Here is a 22,709-nt window from a genome sequence, read left to right as displayed (position 1 = left end):
TTTTTTGTAACAGTAATCTAGGAGTGTAAATGGCCCCTTTTCTCCGTACAGCAGCATTAATGCTATTGGTACTCAGTCGCGCGCCTGCATTTGCAGCAACCGTGTCATCACCTTCCACTGAACAAAACCGATCCTCACAGAATGAAGTCTCTCCTACGCTTTTCAAACATAGCCTAAGTGGACTTTACGGAATAAAACCCATTCAATCATCACCAACTCAACCTTATGATGATTTTGATATTCTTTACAGCAAAGCACACCAAGCTCAACTGGAGCTAGAAACTATCTGTAAAAGCACAGCGTTATTAACTGATTCTTCTGCACTCTTTGCTGGTGTGAAGTCACAAGATCGTGCCATTGAGAAAATTAATCTAGAACTTGATGGTCAAACAAACAGAATCACCGACCTCGCTCGTGCCACGATAATTGCAGACGATGTAGAAAGCTTAGTCACAGTATACGAAACCATTAGTCGTGAAGCTGAAATCGTAAAAGTCAAAAACCGATTTAAATCCCCAGCCCCTTCAGGCTACCGTGATTTAAACCTGTTGGTTCGCCTTCCAAAAACAAACATCATCGCTGAAGTTCAATTGCACTTAAAAGCAATAGCAGAAGTGAAAAGTGGGGCCGAACATGAGCTTTACGAAATAATCCAAGGCATTGAACGAGTGGCGAGTGCACAAAATCGAGCTCTAAACGATATTGAAACAGCGCAGATAACAAGCTTGCGCCGTCAATCTTTAGAACTGTACCAACAGGCTTGGCAGCCTTACATTACCACTCAACTTAAAGCAGCATAGTCACGGCTAACAATACTTGTTTAAACGCTACAACGACAAAGGCACGCTAATCAGCGTGCCTTTTTAATTTGATTCTTTAGATACAAAAAGACCACGCGAGGCGTGGTCAATTGCTTGGGCGTAGCTTACTTATCTAACTTAATGTCTTCAACGCGAGCTTTTAATTTCTGCCCAGGTCTAAAAGTAACTACACGGCGAGCAGTAATTGGAATGTCTTCTCCGGTTTTTGGATTTCGGCCCGGACGTTCGCTTTTTTCACGAAGATCAAAGTTACCAAAACCAGAAAGTTTAACCTGTTCGCCACTTTCGAGTGCTTTACGAACTTCTTCAAAAAACACTTCAACCGTTTCCTTGGCATCCCGCTTACTGTATCCAAGTTTTTCAAACAAGTTTTCAGCCAAATCGGCCTTTGTGAGCGCCATAAAACTATCCTCAAAGGTGTGTTAAACATTGCTACTTAATTAGTAGCGCCAAAGCATTTCACTTAGCCAATCAACAACATATCGGCTTTACTTGGAAAGTGTATGCCAAGCTTCTGATTTTCGCCAACTTTTTTCAGTCCATCTAGATATACATCATATAAATCAAACAGATAAGAATTCGGTACAATGAGCACAAAAAGCACATCAAAAGTCAAAAAATAGACAACTGCGGAATTTAAATTCAGAAACAACAAAATAATCAGTACAAAACTCTATTTGATAGATCGCTTAAAAATTTTGTCAATTTGTGTATTTACTCATAAATAGTTACTAAAATCAGTATGTTGAACACTCAAAGTGCATACTCAATTGGTCACACTGAAATAGTTGCATAACATGAATAAGTCATTTTGATGCTCAATATTATCCCCCGAAGAGAACAAATATTCCAAGCGTACCGTCTACCTTTAACCCGTTGAGTTATCATGATACTTCGTAACACCAAACCCATCGTGCTATCCGCCAATTGCATCTCTGTTTTTATCTCTAATAGCGACAAACTGGTCTAGGTTATCTAGAAGCAAATCAACGCATTCGGGATCAAAAAGTAAGCCACTGTTCTCTTTTATGTAAGCAATTACACCTTCCATTGACCACGCCTCCTTATAAGCTCTCTTACTCAATAGTGCATCAAACACATCAGCTAAAGTGACAATTCTGGACTCCAATGGAATGTTTGTGCCCGACAAATTGTCAGGGCTTCCACTTCCATCATAGCGTTCGTGATGATGTCGAATAATATTTTTGAGTAGACCTATATCGCTTCCTGTCACCCAATCTTTATCTATGTAACAAAGAACTTCATCTATAATTTCAACACCATATATTGTGTGCTTTGACATTATTTTTCTGTCATCGGATGAAAATCGTTTATCACTAAAAAGTACATCATCTGGAATTTTGTATTTGCCAATATCGTGAAAAGGAGCGTAATGAGCGATTAAATGAATAAATCTATTGTCGATTGGATGAGTGTCCGCCAACAGCCTTGCCAGCAGTTCACTGTACTTTCCCATTCGAATCAAGTGCTCTTTTGTCTCCGGATCCCGCGCATGCCCAATGTTTAATGCAATCGCGAGTGCTGACCGAAGATGATGCTGACGCTCGCAGTGCTTAAGGATAAGGCCGTTAACAACCTGCGATATAAATGCACAATCTCGTTGGAGTTTTTGACAATCGAAATAACTCTCTGTGTCTGCATTGATAAATAGAACACCAATCGTTTTTCCATCATAAATTAGCGGTGATGTGTAACTGCTTCGGTGCCCAGTCTGAAGAAGTTTTACGGTTCGATCATTCTGATTCAACCGTTTTAAGTCGCTCACAACACGGACATTTTGCTCTGTAACGACACAAGTTAAACTCGACCTAAGTGATAGCACTTTTTTATACAGATCGTTGGTTGCAGAGCCCTCTAGCGAGTCTAAAACAAAAAAATTCGCTAACTGATCGTCATCAACCAGCGTCACAGAGAAGCGAGAAAGGTTTTGGTAAGTCTCTTTTGAAAGTTTAAATATCTGCGTGAATGTCGAAGATAGTTCTTGTTCTGTGTTCGCAACATAATTTAGTCGCTGGTAATCAAACATATAACCAACCTATTTTCATATTTATGTTTATCTCAAATTCAAACGTTACGGTCACACTATGTGTTGAACTACCATTACTATTGCATATAGAGGCCACTTAAAAAATAGGGTTAATACAATTATCAAACTGTGATCAAAAAATGTTAAAAAAATGGATATAAAAACACTTACCTAAGCGCTGCTTTTAAGATCAAAATCTCACTGATTTCATAAACATCGGTCGAATCACTGTCACCATGCGCTCCATTTATCACCAATCACATCGACTCAGTTTTCACACTCTCTCCCTTTCATTTCCATTTTTGGTGTTTGTTAGTTCCAAAAATGGAAATTAAGCTTACCTACTTTTGGCTGATATCGCGTTGACGACGACGCTTGAGAGGCGCATTCTTTGCTTTCCATGCAGAACAATAAAGACTTCGTTATGAGTGAATTCATTAGCAGTTTGTTCTGTACAACAAGTCGATTAGGGGGAAAGGTCACATGAATAAAATTGTTATGTTAGTAATGGGGCTATTTTTTACGAGCCGGTTGTTTGCCAGTATTGTTCCTCATGCCACTCAACTTGAGCATGACGCCCCTATTCTGATTCGTTCAGCACTCATCGTCGGCGTTGTGAGTTATCTCATCTGGGCTGGGTTCAAGTACCTTAAAAAGAACAAAGCATCTCGTTAGTTCTGTGTTGTAGTACCGAGCTGAGCATTTAAACCATGACTTATGGCGCTCATGCTACCATGCCTCAGGTATACCAAGAGTGTGATGTTTTGGAGGGAGCAGAGAAAGCGCCCTCTCAATCAATATAGCCACTATAAAGTATGAAGTTGTAGACTGGTTGGGATGCCGATTTCAGTCCATTCGGGTTATAAAGGTTTGCTCGTCATCCACAAAAGCCACATAGTCACCGTGATAGATAAACACCCGACCACGCCCTTCAACTAGGCAGGCAAGTTGTGGGTTTAAATCTTCATCAAGATCTTTGCTTTGATATGTACCAGTATCGGTGATCACACCACGGAGTGTAGGCAAAAATCCATAGCTGCGTTTAGCTTGATCAATCAGGCTCAATTCACTGCTAATAGAGAAGTAAGATGGGATTGGGCCTGCATCTTCGATAAACATCGGTTTTAGTTCTTCAAAAGCTGTAATCACCAGCCAGTCGATGTCGTTTACATGATGGATAAACATTGTTGATAAATACCTAGTTTCTCGATAGTTCTGATGCGGGGATTCTATCACTATCAGGGGCAGAACGTAGTAGCGATTTTGTTGCTAAAGGCAAGATCAGCGCCTTCTCCCCGCTCCCGTTTTTGCCATACGCAATTTGCTCACCATCGTGAGATATAGCAATACCGTACTTAACCGTTGAATCATGAGCCATGGCATTAATGCTACCAAGTGCCATGAATACAAAGAGTGTGATGTTTAGAATTAAACGTTTCATAGTGTCTCTCTACTTACTTTAGAGGGAACACAGAAAGTGCCCCTCTCAATCAATAAGTCACTATAAAATGTGAAGTTGTAGACAGGTCAAGGTTGAATTTAGAATGTAAGCAAGAACGTTATAACAACATAATATTTCCGATTCAATTGACTTACTCAAACTATTTTATCATCCAGATCCACTTATAAATCCGATACCTACAGTGTTTATTCACTGTATAGATCAAAATTTCATATACATTTTTATATTAAAATAATTGCTTAATGTTTATCTGGTGAGAAACTCATGAAAATTAGCTTTGTAGACATCCAAAACTTTCGAAAGTTAAAACGCTGTCGCGTTGAATTCGCTGAGGAGCAAACGCTTTTAGTTGGTGCAAATAACAGTGGGAAGACTTCAGCGACCGATGCCCTGATTTGTTTTCTAGATAAGAATAAAAACAAAAAGATAGCATCAACCGATTTTACTTTGTGCAATTGGATGTTTCTGAATAAGTTTGCTCAATCTTGGATGAAACAGGATACAGCGATGCATTCTGGCTTAGATCTGGCAGATTGGCAGCCTTACTGTCCTTCTCTAGATGTGTGGATAGATGCAGGTATTGAGGAAGTTCAAAGAGTTGCTCATCTCATCCCTACACTAAAGTGGACTGGAGAACCCTTAGGTGTCCGTCTGGTATATCAACCAAAAGACCTCGAGAGATTACGTGAAAATTATGTACGAGAACGAAATGCTGTTGTTGAGGTAAACAAGGAAAAACAGCTACCTCTTTGGCCAAGAGACTTCAAAGACTATCTAAAAGAAAAATTACATATTGAATTTGAGATCAAGGCATATTTACTTGACCCATCTCAAATCGACAAAACTCAAGCAATTACAAGCGACTCGATCTGTTTTGATTTTGACCCTTTTAAGGGGCTATTTAGAGTTGATACAATTGAGGCACAACGAGGATTTTCTGACCCTCATTCAGAATCAAGTAAACCAGCAAGCAGCTTATCATCTCAGCTCAATGAATATTATAAACGTCATTTAAACCCGTCGGATATGCCTGAAGCCGATGACTTAGGTGCGTTAGAAGCAATTGAAAAAGCTCAAACTGAGTTCGATAAACGGTTAGATACCGCATTTGAAAAAACGTTAGGGGAGATTAAAGAGCTAGGATACCCAGGTTTTACAGATCCTGATATAAAACTATCAAGTCGATTAAACCCCATCGATACTTTAGAGCATGATGCTGCAGTAGTGTTTGATATTAGAAAGCAAAACTTTGGAGATCATACGTTTTCTCTTCCTGAGCAATACAATGGTCTAGGATATAAAAACTTAATCCACATTATCTTTCAGTTGATCACTTTCCGTGACCGTTGGCTTCGGGTAGGAAAAATAGGGAAAAGACGCTCGGACGAAGATATAGCTATCGAGCCGATACACTTAGTATTAATTGAAGAACCTGAAGCTCACCTACACGCCCAAGTACAACAAGTATTTGTACGAAAGGCTTATAAGGTACTTAGAGAATATGGAACCGTTGAAGAGCACCTAACTACACAGATGGTTATAAGCACCCACTCTAGTTATGTTGCTTACGAAGCTGGGTTTGAAAGCCTCCGGTACTTTAAAAGAAGTCCAGCATCGGAGAAGCAACCAACCCCTCAAGCTGAAGTCGTGAATCTTTCAACGGTATTCCCTTCGCAGAAAAAAAGAGAGTCTAATGTTTCAGCCACACAAAAGTTTGTATCAAGGTATTTAAAATCAACTCATTGTGACTTATTTTTTGCAAACGGGATTATTCTGGTTGAGGGAGCAGCTGAGCGTATGTTACTTCCGCACTTTATTGCCCATCATCACAAGAACTTACAACGAAGTTATATTTCTATTTTGGAAATTGGAGGTGCACATGCGCAAAGGTTGAAGCCTCTAATTGAGCTCTTAGATCTACCAACACTAGTGATAACAGATACAGATGCATGTAGTTCATCAAAAAGTAAAACTCGTCCCAAAAGAGGAGCATCTTTAGAGTTTGGTAGCGATACTCTAAAAAGTTGGTTTAACTTCAACGATATAACTTTTGATGAATTGATCGATTTACCTCCTGAACAAAAAATTCGAGATAATGTACGTGTTTCCTTTCAATATGGTATTCAGACAAAATTCACGCCAAAAGCAAGAAAACCAAAAGAGGTTATCCCCTATACATTTGAAGATGCTGTAGCACTTACAAATCTTGAGTTATTTAAGACATTGAATAAATCATCAGGAATGGTAAAGCAAATGCATTTGGCGACAAAAAAGAAAACTTTAGATGCTTGTTGTAATGCTATGTATAAAGCTCTCGATGGAGAGAAAGCAAAAATGGCATTAGACCTACTTTTTGATGTTGAACCAGAAAAACTCTTAGTTCCGGAGTACATAAAAGAAGGTTTGAATTGGTTAGAAGAAAAATTAGAAACTATGAGTTTAGAATACATATGGATTCCAGACCCAAGTATTCCTGAAATAAACAAGGAGTCCTTAAGTGACTAATTATAAAGCCTTAATCGGTGTAGATCGTGAAATATACGAATATCTAAGTTTAGATCAACCTAAGAGCTTTCTTTTATTTGCGGGGGCAGGCTCGGGTAAAACTAGATCTTTAGTGAATGTGCTTCAAGAGATACGTGAAAATAACTTAGCTCGCTTGATCCGAAATGGACAGCGAGTTGGAGTAATTACATACACTAACGCAGCATGTGATGAAATACAGCATCGTTTATCTTACGACCCTTTGTTTCATGTATCGACTATCCATAGCTTTGTTTGGGAGCTAATTTCGCCATTCACTGAAGATATAAAAGATTGGCTAAAAGAAAAACTTAGAACTGATATAGATGTCCTTAACTTAAAGATCTCGAAAGCGAAGGATATCAACGGAAAAACCGCTCAACAAAACATAAGGAAAAGAGGCTCTAAATTAAAAAGGCTGATGAATTGAGCTTAGTTAGGGAGTTTTCATATTCACCGACAAGCAACAAAGTGGAGAGAGGTACTGTTTCTCATGAAGAAGTTATTCAGATAACAGCTACGTTACTTAATGAAAGTGATTTATTACAAAACATACTGATAAATAGGTACCCCATACTTCTAATTGACGAGAGTCAAGACACTAGAAAGGAGTTAATGGAGGCTTTCATAAGGACACAAAGCTTAAATCGTTCGAAATTCTCTATTGGACTATTTGGCGACCTCATGCAAAGGATCTATAGCGGAGGGAAAGATGATTTAGAAGATGCTCTCCCTAGCGATTGGAAGACACCATCTAAAATTGTTAATTATCGCTCTCCCAAAAGAATAGTGTCATTAATTAATAACATTAGGGATGAAGATGATGGTAAAAAACAAGAGCCTGCAGCTGAAGCAGCACAAGGAGTAGTAAGGTTATTCATCGTAGATTCATTCAATGCCAACAAACCCGAAGTGGAGAGCTATGTTAGGCATAAAATGTCATCAATTGCCGAGGATTTGGCGTGGTTGGAACCAGATCAAACTAAAGTTCTAACTTTAGAACATGCTATGGCAGCTAGCCGCGGAAACTTCGACAAATTCTACATGCCATTATCGAAAGTGGATCATCTAAAGGACGCTCTATTGAATGGTACTAACACTTCACTTAGGTTTCTCTGTAACCACTTCTTACCGTTGGTAAACGCAATTAAGGAACAAAACGACTTTTTGATAGCTAATATTATTAAAAAACACTCTAGTGTTATTAGTTCTAATAATGCTCGGTTCTGTACAGACCCGATCTCAACATTAAAAGAAATAGACGACTCCGTTAGTAGTGTTGCGTCCAAGGTCGTAGATGGTGACCCTTCTATTAGTGAAGTTTTGAAGTTGATAGATAAAAATAACCTAATTTACCTTCCAGATACACTTAAAGCACTTTTTGTTGAAGCTGATGGTGAACCAAATAAAAACGAAGATGAATCTAGTGATAGTTCATTAGCTTGGGAAAGAGCGTTAAATGCTCCATTGAGTCATTTAAATAACTATTCTTTATATCTTAGTGAAAAATTAGGATTCGGAACCCACCAGGGTGTAAAAGGACTAGAGTTTAACCGTGTTGTTGCAATTATGGATGACGATGACTCAAATGGTTTTCTATTTAAATATGAAAAGTTGTTTGGTGCTAAGGCATTAAGTAAGACAGACATCCAAAACCAAGCCGAAGGTCGAGATTGGGTTATATCACGAACTAGAAGACTATTTTACGTAATATGTAGTAGAGCTCAAAAAAGTTTAGCTGTAGTTGCATACACGCAAGAACCGGAAGCGGTTAAGAATAAGAGCATAGCGTCTGGTTGGTTTATGAAAGATGAAATTGAAATGATATAGATTAAGTATATGCCTAGCCCGAATACAATTTACTGACGAAAATACAGCTAAATACAAAGTGATATTTTGATGAAATAGCTAACGTATTTCTATTCATTAACTTTCAACGCCTTGCCCATTCACACAAAAAAGGCCTCGCAATGCGAGGCCTTTGATTTTTCTATCTATCAGAAGAGATTAGTCGCGAAGTGCTGCGCCGAATTTCTCTGAGATTGAAGCTACGATAGCATCTACTGAACCAGCGATGTCTGCATCTTCTAGTGTGCGCTCTACAGACTGTAGGCTAAGTGCGATAGCTAGGCTCTTCTTACCTTCTTCAACGCCTTGACCAACGTATACGTCGAACAGTTTAGCGCCTGTTAGGAATTTGCCACCAGCTGCGATACACGCTTCAACGATGTCGCCAGAAGCAACGGCTTCGTCAACAACTACTGCGATATCACGACGGTTTGCAGGGAACTTAGATACGGCTACAGCCTCTGGAAGCACGCGAGTGTTGATAGCTGCCCATTCGATTTCGAATACGATAGTGCGGCCGTTAAGACCAAACTTACGCTCTAGCTCTGGGTGAACAGTACCAATGATACCCACTTCTTTGCCGTTAGCCATAATCGTAGCCGATTGACCCGGGTGAAGTGCTGGGTTGCGCTCTTTTGCTTCAGAAGAAAGAGCCTTGAAGCTGTATGCGATTTCGTTTGCAGAAAGCTCAAGAACTGCTTCTAGGTCACCTTTAAGATCGAAGAAATCTACAGTGTTAGTAGCAATGTCCCAGTGCTCTTCGCCACGAGTACCAGAGATAACGCCCGCAAGCATCATTTCTTGGCGCATGCCGTTTTCAGCCGTTGCTTCAGGGATGAAACGTAGGCCTGATTCGAATAGACGAACGCGAGACTGTTGACGCTTCTGGTTGTGAACAACTGTGTTTAGAAGACCTTGGATTAGGCCAAGACGCATTGCTGACATGTCCGCAGAGATTGGGAATGGCAGGATTAGCGGCTCAACACCAGGTACAACAAGCTTTTGCTGTTCTGGTTCTACGAAGCTGTATGTGATTGCTTCGTGGTAGCCACGGTCTACAAGAAGGTCACGAACGCGCTTAAGCGGTTGGTCAGCTTCTTTGTGGTCATTCATTTTAAGTGCCGCTTTAGGCGCTTGGTTTGGAATGTTATCGTAACCGTAGATACGACCTACTTCTTCAATTAGGTCTTGCTCGATTGCGATATCAAAACGCCAAGATGGAGACGTTGCCGTCCAACCTGCGTCTGTGCTTTCTGTATCTTCAACAACAGTAACGTCACAACCTAGGCGAGTAAGAATTTCCACTACGTCTGTAGATGGGATTTCGTGACCTAGTAGGCTGTCTAGCTTAGCGCGACGTAGAGCGACTACGTTTGCTTTAGGTAGATCAGCTTCAGATTCGCTGCCGTTTACTGGCGCAACTTCACCACCACAGATTTCAACTAGAAGCTGTGTTGCACGCTCCATTGCTGCTGCTTGAAGTGTTGAATCAACACCACGTTCGAAACGTAGAGAAGAATCAGTGTGAAGGCCGTAAGCACGTGCGCGACCACGGATGTGATCCGGTGCGAAGAATGCCGCTTCAAGAAGTACGTCAGTCGTTTCAGTAGTCACACCTGAATCTTGACCGCCAAAGATACCAGCGATTGCTAGTGCTTTGTTTTGGTCTGCGATAACAAGTGTGTTGCTGTTTAGTTCAGCTTCGTTGCCATCTAGAAGTGTTAGCTTTTCGCCCTGCTCTGCTAGACGAACCACGATACCGCCTTCGATCTTAGCTAGATCAAATGCGTGCATTGGTTGGCCTTGCTCTAGCATCACGTAGTTTGTGATATCTACAACTGGGTCGATTGAACGGATACCACAACGACGCAGTTTTTCTTGTATCCAGATTGGAGATTCCGCTTTCACGTTTACGTTCTTAACCACACGGCCAAGGTAACGTGGACAAGCATCAGTTGCTTTGATTTCAACAGATACTGTGTCTTCAATGCTTGTTGCAACAGCTTCAACTGTTGGCTCTGTAACGTCTGCGCGGTTTAGTACGCCAACTTCACGAGCAAGGCCACGGATGCTGAAGCAGTCTGCGCGGTTTGCTGTTAGGTCTACGTCGATAGTTACGTCGTTAAGCTCAAGAAGCTCACGTACGTCCATACCTAGCGTTGTGCCTTCTGGCAGCTCAAGGATGCCGTCTGACTCTACGTCGATACCTAGCTCAGAGAAAGAACAAAGCATGCCGTGCGATGGAACGCCACGTAGTTTTGCTTTCTTGATTTTGAAGTTGCCAGGCAGTACTGCGCCAACAGTTGCTACTGCTACCGTTAGGCCAAGACGACAGTTAGATGCACCACATACGATGTCTAAAAGTTCTTTATTACCTTCTGCATCAACAGCGCCGATATCAATTTTAGTTACTTGTAGTTTGTCTGCGTCTGGGTGCTGACCGCACTCAACCACTTTACCTACTTTAACGCCGGTGAATTCACCAGCAACAGGTTCTACATCGTCAACTTCCAAACCAGCCATAGTGATTTGGTGAGCTAGCTCTTCGCTGTTAATTGCAGGTTTAACCCACTCGCGTAGCCAAGATTCACTGAATTTCATAGTTTTGACTGCCCCGGATTACTTGAATTGTTTAAGGAAACGTAAGTCGTTCTCGAAGAACGCACGAAGGTCATTTACGCCGTAACGAAGCATCGTTAGACGCTCTACACCCATACCGAATGCAAAACCAGAGTATTTCTCAGGGTCGATACCAACAGAGCGAAGTACGTTAGGGTGAACCATGCCACAGCCTAGAACTTCTAGCCATTTGCCATCTTTACGTTTCACGTCAACTTCAGCTGAAGGCTCTGTGAACGGGAAGAATGAAGGACGGAAACGCACTTCAACTTCTTCTTCAAAGAAATTACAAAGGAAATCGTTAAGAATACCTTTAAGTTGTGCGAAGTTTACGTTCTCATCCACTAACATACCTTCCACTTGGTGGAACATTGGCGTGTGAGTTTGGTCGTAATCGTTACGGTAAACACGGCCCGGAGCAATAAAGCGGAAAGGTGGTTTGCCGTTTTCCATAGTACGAATCTGAACACCAGACGTGTGCGTACGTAGCATTAAGTCTGGGTTAAAGAAGAACGTATCGTGGTCAGTACGAGCTGGGTGATCGTCTGCGATGTTGAGTGCATCGAAGTTGTGGAATGCATCTTCGATTTCAGGGCCAGACTCAGTGCTAAAGCCAAGCTCACCAAAGAACTGCTCGATACGCTCAACAGTGCGAGTAACTGGGTGAAGACCACCGTTCTCAATGCGACGACCTGGTAGGCTCACATCGATAGTTTCTGCAGCTAGCTTCGCTTCAAGCTCTGCACGTTGTAGTGCGTCTTTACGAGCTGCGATCGCTTGTTGAACAGCACCTTTCGCTTTGTTGATCTCTTGACCAGCAGTGCGACGCTCTTCAGGTGGAAGTTTACCTAGGCTTTGTAATTGAAGAGTTAATTCACCCTTCTTACCTAAATACTGAACTCGCACGTCATCAAGTGCGACTAACGAATCAGCGCTTTCAATCGCTGTCGTTGCATTAGCAATGATCTCTTCTAGATGTTGCATCGTATCCTCATCTACCCAGTGGTAGTTCCATAAGGGAGTATTGGTATTTTGAATAGCTATACATAGTAATCAAACAGACAAGCAATGCCAAATTGAATATTGAAATGAAGCGGTTATCGGACGATATTTCATCAATAACCTTAAACAATAAATTCAAATGGATAGAAATTTGTGGAAAAAGGCCAAAATTAGCCAAATTTAAAGAGAACGGGATATTTGAAATGATTGCGAATATTGTAAAAATTGCGCTGCGCTTTGCCGTATTTTCGTGTCAAAGCGAGGGTAATACTGTTGAAATGATGGTGAGAGCTTGGTTTATAGACGCGATATTTTACATTCACGCGACTTCTAATCCCTTACACTCACCTCAGAAAAAGTGGTAAACAGAAAGAGTGGTAAATCAACGTTAAATAGGCCAAACCACATTAACGATTATTGACTCTGCGATGTAGTTTAAGATTCTGTTGGTTCGTTGCTCTTAACGCAATTTTTACCCGCTTGTTTCGCTAAGTAGACGGATTCATCTGCCGCTTTAATCAAGTCGTTGTACGTCACCATTTTCTCGGTACGCTGCGCTACTCCAATGCTAATACTTCCCTTCCAGCGACCATCACCCACCGGTATGTTCAGCTTTTCCACTTCAAGCCTTGTTAACTCTGCAATATGCAATCCACCAGCTAAATTGGTTTGCGGACATATAACAAAAAATTCATCACCACCAAGACGACACACAAAATCATCACTTCTGAACGCATCTTTTAACGCTTGAGATAATTCAATCAAGACGATATCACCGGCATCATGCCCGTAAGTGTCATTGACATACTTGAAGTGATCCGCATCGATCATGATGCAAACCAAAGGCAAATCTAACTCGGTAGACTCGTTCCAGTAGCTATTTAACTGCTTCATTGCATGACGGCGGTTAGGCAACTTCGTGAGAACATCAGTAAGCGATAGCTGTTCAAGTTCTCTATTGGCAAGCAAAAGCTGTTGTGTTCTTTTCTCTACCATATCTTCTAGAGATTGATTCAATTTCAACAACTGCTTATTTCTGACTGAGACTTGCTCAAAAAGTCCATTCAATGCGTTAAGTAATGGCTCTGTTGAACTATCAACCTCTTTTTCACCTTGCTTATACGCTTCTTCTGGCGAAACCCCAGACTCAATCGCTTTCACTTGGCGAGCCATATTTTGATCAATACCGAGTATGTGATAAGCCAGCCAATGGATAAGGAAGTCTAAAAGAAGCTCCGCACTTTTTGGATCATCTTCGGTGATAAAGGCTTGCATACCCATCACTTCAGACATAAATGACCGATGCATTTCAATGTGGTATTCAAGGTGTGCAGGATAGATATTGGTATCCCTCATCATTGCTTCTTCTTCGCGAAAGTGAAACTCCGCATAGCGAGAAAGCTCAAACAGAGCGACGTTAATATCGCTAAATGACAAGGTATTTTCTGATAATAATGAGCCATACTTGTTGATTATTTCGACTAAAAACTGATGCTGTTCATCGACATCATCGAGGCCCGTTTCAAAGTTTTTATCCCACTGGAATGATTTCATTACTATCGTACCTGCTATTCACTCGACATCGTTCAAGTGAACAAATGATTATTTTATATAATGGTAGTTTACACAAAGGCAGAACCTACATTCGGTTGACCTACTTAAAAAATGACATAGATCCGCAAACAAACCTGTTTAATTAACGATTTTATTTTTTTAAGTACGATTACTGAACGAATTAACAGGCAATGATGGGCAAGATCCCCACTCTGCCCACGAACCATCGTATAAACGACAATCCATTTTTCCTGCAACGCAGGCCGCCAGTAATAGGATGCACGCCGTAATCCCTGAACCACAACTGAAAATAAGAGGCTTATTCTCATGCTTTAGATGTACAGTAAACAGTTCATCCAACTCTTTAACTGATTTATAGCAGAGACCGTCAAGCACTTGTGCAAATGGTAGGTTGATTGAATTGGGGATGTGTCCACTTCGCACCCCTTCTCTTGGCTCGGCAGCATTACCACTAAAGCGTTCTGAACCACGAGCATCAATAACCATATATTTGGCTGATGTGAGATTGTCAAAAACAAAATCTGATGTGCAAACGCGATGAGGTTGATAATTGGTTATTAGATTGTCAGCACCATTTGAAGACACTTCCAAAGAGTCAGTGGTCGCTTTCCCTTCTTCTATCCACTTAGGTAAACCACCATCTAGAACATAACTATTTTCAAATCCCATCGATTGCATGATCCACCATGCCCTAGGCGCAGAATAGATACCTTGGTTGTCATAAATCACAACAATACTGTCTGGTTGAATGCCGAGCTTTTGCGCTGCTTTCGTAAATTGATCTACGGTTGGGAAGGCATGAACCTGTGTCGACTCTGTATCGATGAACACGTTTTCTAAATCGAATTTGCGACTTTGAGGAATAAAAGTAGGGGTTTGATAGACGAGAGGCTCTTTACCAATGACAGTCTCCATACTGGCATCTAATACAATGACATTCTTGTTATTTAAGTTTTGAGCCAACCATTCGGTCGTCACTAATGGACTTCCCATCCTATACCTCCAGAATCAAAAGATTATAACATTCACGCTTACATCACGCAGAAAGAGAGACACTACATGAAATACTCATATTATGCGAAATGCAGGCCTACACCCAATACCGATTTCTGACTCTAATGAGCATCAACACCCTCCAAGCCACTACTTTTTACTATTTTTGTCAAATGTTAGCCATCATTTCTTTGCTATCAAACTTAAATAAACCGCAACTAGACTACATTTATCTTTACAACTCTGTATAATGCGCCGCCTATTTGCCCTTACTTTCGCATCGCTAAAATTGGCTATCGTGTCAATTGATCGGCTTGTCAGTACACACCTAGGAATACTTCTTTGATATCTACCGCAAACATCACAATGCAATTTGGCGCTGAGCCTTTATTTGAAAACATTTCTGCCAAATTCGGTAATGGTAATCGCTATGGTTTAATTGGTGCGAACGGATGCGGAAAATCCACCTTTATGAAGATCCTAAGCGGCGCACTGACACCAAGCTCAGGCAATGTCTCTATCACTCCTGGACTAAAACTTGGTGTTCTTAGCCAAGACCAATTCGCATTCGAACAGCATAATGTTATTGATGTTGTGATTATGGGTGATAAGAAACTTTGGGAAATCAAGCAAGAGCGTGACCGTATTTACGGCTTACCTGAGATGAGCGAAGAGGACGGCATGAAAGTAGCCGAACTCGAAAGTGAATTTGCGGAAATGGATGGCTACAGCGCAGAGAGCCGTGCAGGTGACATTCTTCTTCAAGCTGGTATTGAAGAGGAACTTCATTTTGGTTTGATGCAACATGTCGCGCCAGGCTGGAAGCTTCGTGTTCTTTTGGCACAGGCGCTTTTTGCGAACCCTGATATTTTGCTACTTGATGAACCAACCAACAACTTGGATATTCACACCATCAATTGGTTGGCTGAGGAACTGAATCAACGTAAATGTACGATGATCATTATTTCCCACGACAGACACTTCCTAAACTCTGTTTGTACTCACATGGCTGATATTGATTACGGTGAGCTACGTATTTACCCGGGTAACTACGAATACTTCCTTGAAGCTTCAGGTTTGATCCGCGATCAGCTTCTTGCAAGTAATGCTAAGAAAAGTGCTGAAATCAGCGAACTTCAAGATTTCGTAAACCGTTTCGGTGCAAACGCTTCTAAAGCGAAACAAGCGAGCTCTCGTGCTAAAAAGATGGATAAGATCAAGCTTGATGAAGTGAAATCAACGAGCCGTATTAGCCCATCTATAGATTTTGGCGAAGGTAAAAAGCTTCACCGTCTTGCTCTTGAGCTTGAAAATGTTGGTCATGCTTTTGAAGATGAAGTGCTGTTCGAAGGCGGCAACTTAATCCTTGAGGCTGGAACTCGATTAGCGGTCATCGGCGAAAATGGTGTCGGTAAAAGTACCCTACTTCGCTGCTTAGTGAATGATCTTAAGCAAAATGAAGGCATCATTAAATGGTCTGAAAATGCATCTGTGGGTTACTGCCCTCAAGATAGCACCGCTGACTTTGACAACGATTTATCCATTTTCGATTGGATCTCTCAGTGGCGTACAGCGAAGCATGATGATCTTATGGTTCGTGGCATTCTAGGTCGTTTACTCTTTACCGCTGATGATGCTAACAAAAAAGCTAAAAACTGTTCTGGTGGTGAGAAAAACCGTCTGCTTTTCGGTAAGTTAATGATGCAAGACATCAACGTACTGGTGATGGACGAACCAACGAACCACATGGATATGGAAGCCATTGAAGCCTTAAACAGTGCGCTTAAAGTGTATACTGGCACACTAATTTTTGTCAGCCATGACCGCGAATTTGTGTCATCATTGGCTACGCGCATTATTGATGTAAAAGACAAAAAGCTTGTCAACTTCCAAGGTACCTACGAAGAGTATCTGGATCACCAAACAAAAATGCTGCAAGTCGCTTTATAATTAAGCGATTTTAATAATTTAAATACATAGCCGCCGCTGAAAACTGCGGCTATTGCGTAAGGAATTCTTTATGACTGATGAAGAAAGAATCGAACTTCAACAGAACAACCCACTACATGGCCTTAAACTAGAAACTCTGCTGCAAGAGCTTGTTGATCACTACGGTTGGGAAATTCTAGATACGGCAATGCGTCTGAACTGCTTTAATACCAAACCAAGCATTGCCAGCAGTATCAAATATTTGAAAAAAACGGAATGGGCAAGAGAGAAAGTGGAAAATTTCTATCTTTACCGTTTCAAGCGTATGCCAAAAGCATCCGATCTTGAATACGACATGCCTCCTCGTTCTCGTACATTTAAACACGGTCTTGAGCCAAGAGAACCTATGGAATTGACTGTTGAGTCTATCCTGCTTTCTCAAGCAAAATCGGCATCTGCTCATAAAGAGAGAGCATCTCGTGGCAGAGGTCAATACCGTCGCTAATTGTCTCAGACCTCATTAACGACATGTCGATTAGCCTCACGTGAATTGACTACAAAAATGATAAGCCAAATCATCCATATTGATTTGGCTTTTTTTTGTTTGAATTCAGTCAAAACGCACGATTGTTTTCTTAGATTTTTTACTCTCCTCACGAGTAATATTTATCTATCCGATAACTATTTCCACTTCCAAACCCATCACTCATCTCTTTAAATTTCCATCATTATATTCACGCCAAATATAATGAAAAATCAGCATAAATTTATATCGACAAAAATAGAATTTGGGATTATTTTAGCGCAAATTTAACCACGCCAATTCAGGGTCTTCTCACCAACGTTTTACGCTTCAAAGCTAACTACTCGCACACTATTTATACTTTCGCTTCAATTACCCCCTACCTGATATTCAAGTAGTGGGGGCGATTCTGTGTGCGCTCGATTAATACTGTTTATTTGTTACGGAACATAACATGAACAAACACTTTGAACTTATCGACAAACCCACTTTTTTCGGTGCTTTAATACTGCTTTTTTCAGTGATCACTCCTTTACTCATTTTCCCTACAGAGGGGGCAGAATGGATTTCAATCGCTAAATCTTTCATGACAGACAAGTTAGGTTTTGCTTATCTAGCGCTTGGGCTAGCGGCGTTCTTTTTCATGATTTATATCGTTTTTTCTGACATTGGCCAGATCAAGCTGGGGGATCCCGATGAAGATGCGGAATTCTCATTGGCCTCTTGGGCAGCCATGCTATTTTGTGGTGGCATAGGGGCGAGTATTCTATATTGGGGAACGATTGAGTGGGCTTATTACTACCAAAACCCACCTTTCCAATTAGAGGCAGGAAGTGAAGAAGCCGTACGCTGGGCAGCGACTTACGGTATCTTCCATTGGGGTCCGATCGCTTGGTGTATTTACATGATCCCAGCAATTCCTATCGCTTACTTCTTTTATGTCCGCAAGCAACCGGTTTTAAAAGTGTCAGCGGCTCTTATGCCTGTGATTGGCGAAGCCCATAGTTTTGGGAAGCTTGGAAAATTTATCGACATCTTGTTTATTTTCGGTTTATTGGGTGGCGCTGCAACCACTCTCGGACTCGCCGCCCCTTTAATTAATGAAGGAATTAGCTATCTATTTGGTATTCCTGCCACCACTGGAAGTCAGATTGGTGTCTTACTGCTTTGTACTGCTATTTTCGCCTACTCCTCTTATAAAGGGATGGACGAAGGCATTAAGGTTCTCAGTAATATCAATTTCTGGGGAGCGATTGGCCTTCTGCTTTTTGTTCTATTCTGTGGCCCAACAATATTCATGCTGGAAACCGGTTTAGACTCTATTGGTCGTATGCTTTCAAACTTCTTTGTGATGGCAACTTGGGCAGAACCTTTTGGTGGCATGGGCACTTTCGCCAATACTCACTTCCCTCAAGATTGGACGATTTTTTATTGGGCTTGGTGGCTCGTGTTTGCGCCAAGTATGGGGTTATTTGTTGCGCGGATCTCTCGCGGGCGAACCATAAAACAGATGGTTTCTGGTGCCGTTTTCTTTGGCTCGTTAGGTTGCGCGATGTACTTTATGATCTTAGGTAATTATGGGTTATCGCTACAATTATCAGGTCAACTTGATGTGGTCGGTATCTTGAATGCCGAAGGAGCAACTCGGGCGATTTTCTCGATTTTAGAGCAACTGCCATTTAGTACTGTAATCATCGCGTTGTTCACCGCGCTATGCATCATTTTCACGGCTACAACGTTCGATTCAATCTCTTATATCTTAGCCTCTGTCGTACAGACAAATGTGACTGAAGACCCAATGCGTTGGAACCGTCTATTTTGGGCATTCACCCTATCCTTCATGCCCTCAGTTCTAATGTTTATGGGTGGACTTGCTACCTTACAAACTGCGGCCATTGTCGGAGGCTTACCCCTGCTTGTTATTGCGGTCATGTTGATGGTCTCTGGCGTAAAAGCAGCAATGCTGGATTTGAGCCATCAAGATGATTACGTTGATCCTGTCATCAACATATCAGATCTCCCTGAAGTCGATCCTTGGAGCAAAGAAGGCCAAGCTCTCGCTCGTTTTGAGCTACTTCGCGATAGTGCAATTGACGCTGCAAACATCGAACGCGAATCCATTGAGGCCATTTGGAAACTCAAAAAACAACTGCGTCGTGAAGCTCTATCGAGAGGTGAATCGAGCTTGGAACTGGGAAATGCTCCAGATGAGATCATCGAAGAGTTACGTCTGTTAACCGAAGTGGCAGCAAAAGCTAAAACACAGAAACTTGATGCATCTGAGCAAGCTCAAATCGCTCGAAGTGCTTTTAACAACCTTATGAAAGACAAAGAGTTAACTGAGGCGAGCTTAGCCCAAGAGGAGACAAAAGCCGCGATTCAAGCAAGGTTACACTCCAACATTGAGTAAGCATTTAGTCTGGTTTTGGTGGCATCGTTCTGAGTAAACGACAGTTTTATTTCCTCAGGATAAGTCACGATCGCTCAAACATGCTGTCGGCTTCCATTTCGGCCTCCGGCAGTATGTACTCTAGTGTTAACGAACCGTTTCACAGTATTACACCGTGATTCAACCTCAACATATTACTGCTAAAATCGATTCATAGTCAGGGCGCCACGCGTGGAAAAGACGGTAAACTAAGTCAGTTCACATGGTTACAACTGGTCACATCGAGAATTAAGGAATTGGGGGAATTGAAGAGTAAGTTTGTGAAAGGAAAAACAAGTAGTGTTATTGGTTGAAATACAACACATAAAGCAAGAAGAACCCTAAACCTTATGTGTTGATAATAAGTAATATATAGAAGCTAATTTTAGATATAGTAAGCTTCAACAGTACCTTTTAGTGTGATCAGAATTGGCTGACCACGACGATCTAATGCTTTAGGTGATGGGATTTTTACCCAACCTTCGCTAATACAGTATTCTTCAACATCAGTACGTTCTTTACCATTAAGACGGATACCGATTGGGTATTCGAAACATTCAGCCACATGGTGCGGGCTGCGTGGGTTGCCAGCAAGGTGATCTGGTAAAGTTGGTTTTGAGTTAGTATCGCTCATTTTCATGACCTGAAGTAAATAAAAAGTGCGCCATTGTAGACAATACAAGCCTTTCGCTCAAGCCTAAAAAGTCAGCTCATAATAAGGCTATGGCACATAAAATAATGCACTGATTACAATTACATCAACTTAAAGTGAAAAGGTCATGGCGTACACGAAAATTACAGCTCTGTTCTACCAAGGCTTAGTCTAAAGTATATGTTCCACTTTCTCCATCCGACAAAGCTTTGCTAGCTATGACCGTGCTGAGTAAACCACTGCACGTAAACACTAAATTCAAACCGGAGTAAACTCGCCACGCGTTGGGAGTCACTCTTAAATTGTTTGTTATGAGTTGCCCACACGACAGAGCCAAGTTTTGCGCCAAGGTGCTGAATTGGTTACAAATCTACTGGCTTTGCACTCAGTGATCTGCTCCAGCCAGACTGGACACTTAACTAAGCGACATTTTGCTTTTCAAAGTTCATTGGGCTTAGGTACCCAAGAGCACTGTGCCTTCTCGTTCGATTATAATCAACCTCGATGTACTCGAAGATCGTTTGACGCATCTGCTCTCTCGTCATGATCGGTTCGTATTGGATTGCTTCAACTTTCATAGAATGGAAGAAGCTCTCAACACAAGCATTATCCCAGCAATTTCCTTTCCTACTCATACTTTGCCTTAGATTATAAGTGCTTATTAGGTCTCGATAGTCTTTCGAACAGTACTGACTACCTCGATCGCTATGAGTAATAACCTGCCCAGGGAAACCTCGGCGAAATAAAGCCATTGATAAGGTATCGCAGACCAGTGAGGCCGTCATTCTCGTATTCATAGACCAACCAATAACTTGTCTTGAATAGAGGTCAATAATGACAGCTAAGTACAGCCAGCCTTCGCTTGTGGCAACATAGGTGATGTCTCCTGCCCATTTTTGATTCGGAGCTGTTGCGTTAAAATCTTGAGCGAGAAAGTTTGGAGCAACGGGCATTTTATGCTTACTGTCCGTTGTACACTTAAACTTGCGTGCTGCTTTCGCTACTAAATCCTGACGTTTCATACTGGCAGCAATGGTCTTAACATTATGGTTGTCACCGCTCTCAGCCAATTCCTTTTGAATACGTCTTGAGCCATCTCGTTCTTTGCTAACGTCAAAGGCTTCTTTGACCTTGGTATCAAGCTTTTGGCGAGCTGCCTCGCGTTGAATCGCCTTGTGACGATTCTCAACCCAATAATAAAACCCACTTCGAGAAACTCTGAACACCTTAGCCATGCGAGTAACACTAAAACTCAGCAGGTGTTCGAGCATAAATTCATAGCAATTTACTTTAGATTTTTCGCGAAGTAGGTGGCGGCCTTTTTTACGATTTCTAGCTCTTCTGCTTGCTCTGCCAACTGCCTCTTTAGCTTAGCGACTTCAACGGCTAATTCTTGTTCTCGTTGGCTAATATTAGAATTCTTCTTTGTGGCTTTTCGCCAACCGTAGATCTGAGATTCATGTAATGAGAGCTGTCTTGCGGCTGCAGCTACCCCCACTTTATCTGCCAGCTTCAGGGTTTCTGCTTTAAATTCAGGAGAATGGATAATACGTTTCTTCTTGCTTGTCATGGTTCACCTCATTAGTGATTGTACTCACTTAACTCAGTGTCCAAAACTGCTGGTGCGGATCACCTGTAGAAAGTGTCGCACTTCAAACTTGATACTAAGCGATATCACGCGCCAAGTCCTGCTCAACTCGTTTAAACGCTGTTAATTCTTGAACCGCTCTACCGCTAGCAACCGTTATCCATTGGAGGCCAACCTCATCTTGATGCTCAAATTCAACTTGAAGTTGGTACTTTGAGCGAATGATAGAAAGGAACAAAACAACTGGGAACGTAAATAGTAAAGCAACTAAACCAGCATTGATGCTAAAGCCCCAAGGAGTAGAAAATGGCTCGAACAACCATAAAATACTTGAAGCTATAGCTGAAGTAACAGTTGCTTTAATTAAGTGCGAAGACACCTTATTTTCAACAACTTTAACGCTCTTAATCTGGCTAAGAGCATAACTATCCTTTTTGACCGTCAATCGACCATCAACTATTGAAAAGTCAGATATTTGAAACATACCACTTCCTCGTTTGGGTTAAAGAGTTAGAAAAATATTTCCACAAACGATTAGACTCATTGTTAAACATAAGAAAATGATATGCAACGACTTTTCAGACCGTACGTCGTATAACGCCCAATTAAGGTGCGACAACGCTATAACACCCAAGCTAAATCACTGCGCCATAAACACAAAATTCAAACCGGAGTAAACTCGCCAAGCGTTAGGAGTCA

General features: G+C 41.5%; 19 protein-coding genes and 1 pseudogene. 9 read left to right on the top strand and 11 right to left on the bottom strand.

What is annotated here, in order from left to right; all coding sequences use genetic code 11:
* The first annotated feature begins 29 nt into the window (after nt 1-29).
* Nucleotides 30-800: a RelA/SpoT domain-containing protein gene (locus F0249_RS10670; RefSeq protein ID WP_171756657.1), complete on the top strand. Its 771-nt coding sequence runs from the start codon at nt 30-32 to the stop codon at nt 798-800.
* A gap of 125 nt (nt 801-925) precedes the next feature.
* Here the strand turns inward: F0249_RS10670 and ihfA are convergent, their stop codons facing one another.
* Both ihfA and F0249_RS10660 read right to left on the bottom strand, forming a co-directional pair.
* Nucleotides 926-1,222: an integration host factor subunit alpha gene (gene ihfA, locus F0249_RS10665; RefSeq protein WP_017052310.1), complete on the bottom strand. Its 297-nt coding sequence runs from the start codon at nt 1,220-1,222 to the stop codon at nt 926-928.
* Between the two features lie 515 nt (nt 1,223-1,737).
* Nucleotides 1,738-2,868: an HD domain-containing phosphohydrolase gene (locus tag F0249_RS10660; protein ID WP_171756656.1), complete on the bottom strand. Its 1,131-nt coding sequence runs from the start codon at nt 2,866-2,868 to the stop codon at nt 1,738-1,740.
* 483 nt (nt 2,869-3,351) lie between these two features.
* Between F0249_RS10660 and F0249_RS10655 the strand changes: the two genes are divergently transcribed.
* Nucleotides 3,352-3,543, top strand: coding sequence for a hypothetical protein (locus tag F0249_RS10655; RefSeq protein ID WP_017052313.1), 192 nt, complete (start codon nt 3,352-3,354; stop codon nt 3,541-3,543).
* 171 nt (nt 3,544-3,714) lie between these two features.
* Here the strand turns inward: F0249_RS10655 and F0249_RS10650 are convergent, their stop codons facing one another.
* Together F0249_RS10650 and F0249_RS10645 are read right to left on the bottom strand one after the other, a co-directional pair.
* Nucleotides 3,715-4,053 (bottom strand): cytosolic protein, encoded by a 339-nt coding sequence (locus F0249_RS10650; protein ID WP_136994501.1) that lies wholly within the window; start codon nt 4,051-4,053, stop codon nt 3,715-3,717.
* A 13-nt stretch (nt 4,054-4,066) separates the two neighbouring features.
* Entirely contained in the window at nt 4,067-4,309 is a 243-nt protein-coding gene (locus tag F0249_RS10645) for a hypothetical protein (protein WP_253825308.1), read from the bottom strand.
* A gap of 285 nt (nt 4,310-4,594) precedes the next feature.
* Here F0249_RS10645 and F0249_RS10640 point away from each other — a divergent pair, with 285 nt between their 5' ends.
* The 4 genes and pseudogenes from F0249_RS10640 (at nt 4,595) to F0249_RS10635 (ending at nt 8,683) form a co-directional block, all read left to right on the top strand.
* Nucleotides 4,595-6,835 carry an ATP-dependent endonuclease gene (locus F0249_RS10640; RefSeq protein WP_171756655.1) on the top strand — a complete coding sequence of 747 codons (2,241 nt, stop codon included), beginning with the start codon at nt 4,595-4,597 and terminating at the stop codon, nt 6,833-6,835.
* Nucleotides 6,828-7,283 carry a UvrD-helicase domain-containing protein gene (locus tag F0249_RS20135; protein WP_216599591.1) on the top strand — a complete coding sequence of 152 codons (456 nt, stop codon included), beginning with the start codon at nt 6,828-6,830 and terminating at the stop codon, nt 7,281-7,283. The genes F0249_RS10640 and F0249_RS20135 overlap by 8 nt, the downstream gene beginning before the upstream one ends.
* Before the next feature lie 41 nt (nt 7,284-7,324).
* Nucleotides 7,325-7,495: pseudogene (locus F0249_RS20225) on the top strand (hypothetical protein); the annotation flags it as partial.
* A gap of 42 nt (nt 7,496-7,537) precedes the next feature.
* Nucleotides 7,538-8,683 (top strand): hypothetical protein, encoded by a 1,146-nt coding sequence (locus tag F0249_RS10635; RefSeq protein WP_253825314.1) that lies wholly within the window; start codon nt 7,538-7,540, stop codon nt 8,681-8,683.
* Nucleotides 8,684-8,860: 177 nt separating this feature from the next.
* On the opposite strand, the gene pheT is transcribed toward F0249_RS10635, so the two are convergent.
* From pheT to F0249_RS10615, 4 genes are all read right to left on the bottom strand, one after another.
* Nucleotides 8,861-11,302 carry a phenylalanine--tRNA ligase subunit beta gene (gene pheT / locus F0249_RS10630; RefSeq protein WP_171756654.1) on the bottom strand — a complete coding sequence of 814 codons (2,442 nt, stop codon included), beginning with the start codon at nt 11,300-11,302 and terminating at the stop codon, nt 8,861-8,863.
* Between the two features lie 18 nt (nt 11,303-11,320).
* Nucleotides 11,321-12,304, bottom strand: coding sequence for a phenylalanine--tRNA ligase subunit alpha (gene pheS, locus F0249_RS10625; RefSeq protein WP_113795726.1), 984 nt, complete (start codon nt 12,302-12,304; stop codon nt 11,321-11,323).
* Between the two features lie 453 nt (nt 12,305-12,757).
* Entirely contained in the window at nt 12,758-13,876 is a 1,119-nt protein-coding gene (locus F0249_RS10620; protein WP_171756653.1) for a GGDEF domain-containing protein, read from the bottom strand.
* Nucleotides 13,877-14,035: 159 nt separating this feature from the next.
* Entirely contained in the window at nt 14,036-14,890 is an 855-nt protein-coding gene (locus F0249_RS10615; RefSeq protein WP_171756652.1) for a sulfurtransferase, read from the bottom strand.
* Nucleotides 14,891-15,232: 342 nt separating this feature from the next.
* On the opposite strand from F0249_RS10615, the gene F0249_RS10610 reads away from it, so the two are divergent.
* From F0249_RS10610 to F0249_RS10600, 3 genes are all read left to right on the top strand, one after another.
* Nucleotides 15,233-16,840, top strand: a complete 1,608-nt coding sequence (locus F0249_RS10610) for an ABC-F family ATPase (RefSeq protein ID WP_084654970.1) — start codon at nt 15,233-15,235, stop codon at nt 16,838-16,840.
* Between the two features lie 70 nt (nt 16,841-16,910).
* A complete protein-coding gene (locus F0249_RS10605; protein ID WP_113795730.1) occupies nt 16,911-17,324 on the top strand; it encodes a VF530 family DNA-binding protein in 414 nt (137 codons plus the stop codon).
* Between the two features lie 472 nt (nt 17,325-17,796).
* Complete coding sequence (locus F0249_RS10600; RefSeq protein ID WP_171756651.1) at nt 17,797-19,752, top strand: BCCT family transporter; 1,956 nt, start codon at nt 17,797-17,799, stop codon at nt 19,750-19,752.
* Between the two features lie 403 nt (nt 19,753-20,155).
* Here F0249_RS10600 and F0249_RS10595 read toward each other — a convergent pair whose 3' ends face one another.
* From F0249_RS10595 to F0249_RS10585, 3 genes are all read right to left on the bottom strand, one after another.
* Nucleotides 20,156-20,404: a DUF3297 family protein gene (locus F0249_RS10595; protein ID WP_029203587.1), complete on the bottom strand. Its 249-nt coding sequence runs from the start codon at nt 20,402-20,404 to the stop codon at nt 20,156-20,158.
* A 437-nt stretch (nt 20,405-20,841) separates the two neighbouring features.
* Nucleotides 20,842-21,992 (bottom strand): IS3 family transposase gene (locus F0249_RS10590; RefSeq protein WP_171756650.1). Its coding sequence is split into 2 segments (ribosomal slippage): nt 20,842-21,749 and nt 21,749-21,992, totalling 1,152 coding nucleotides; the frame shifts between segments, so codons are not numbered across the junction.
* A 94-nt stretch (nt 21,993-22,086) separates the two neighbouring features.
* Nucleotides 22,087-22,494 carry a hypothetical protein gene (locus F0249_RS10585; RefSeq protein ID WP_171756649.1) on the bottom strand — a complete coding sequence of 136 codons (408 nt, stop codon included), beginning with the start codon at nt 22,492-22,494 and terminating at the stop codon, nt 22,087-22,089.
* Nucleotides 22,495-22,709 lie beyond the last annotated feature (215 nt).

The organism is Vibrio sp. 03-59-1 (assembly GCF_013114135.1).
GTDB lineage: Bacteria > Pseudomonadota > Gammaproteobacteria > Enterobacterales > Vibrionaceae > Vibrio > Vibrio cortegadensis.
The sequence above is the reverse complement of the archived record's forward strand: the minus strand, read 5'-3'. Positions and strand labels throughout refer to the sequence as shown.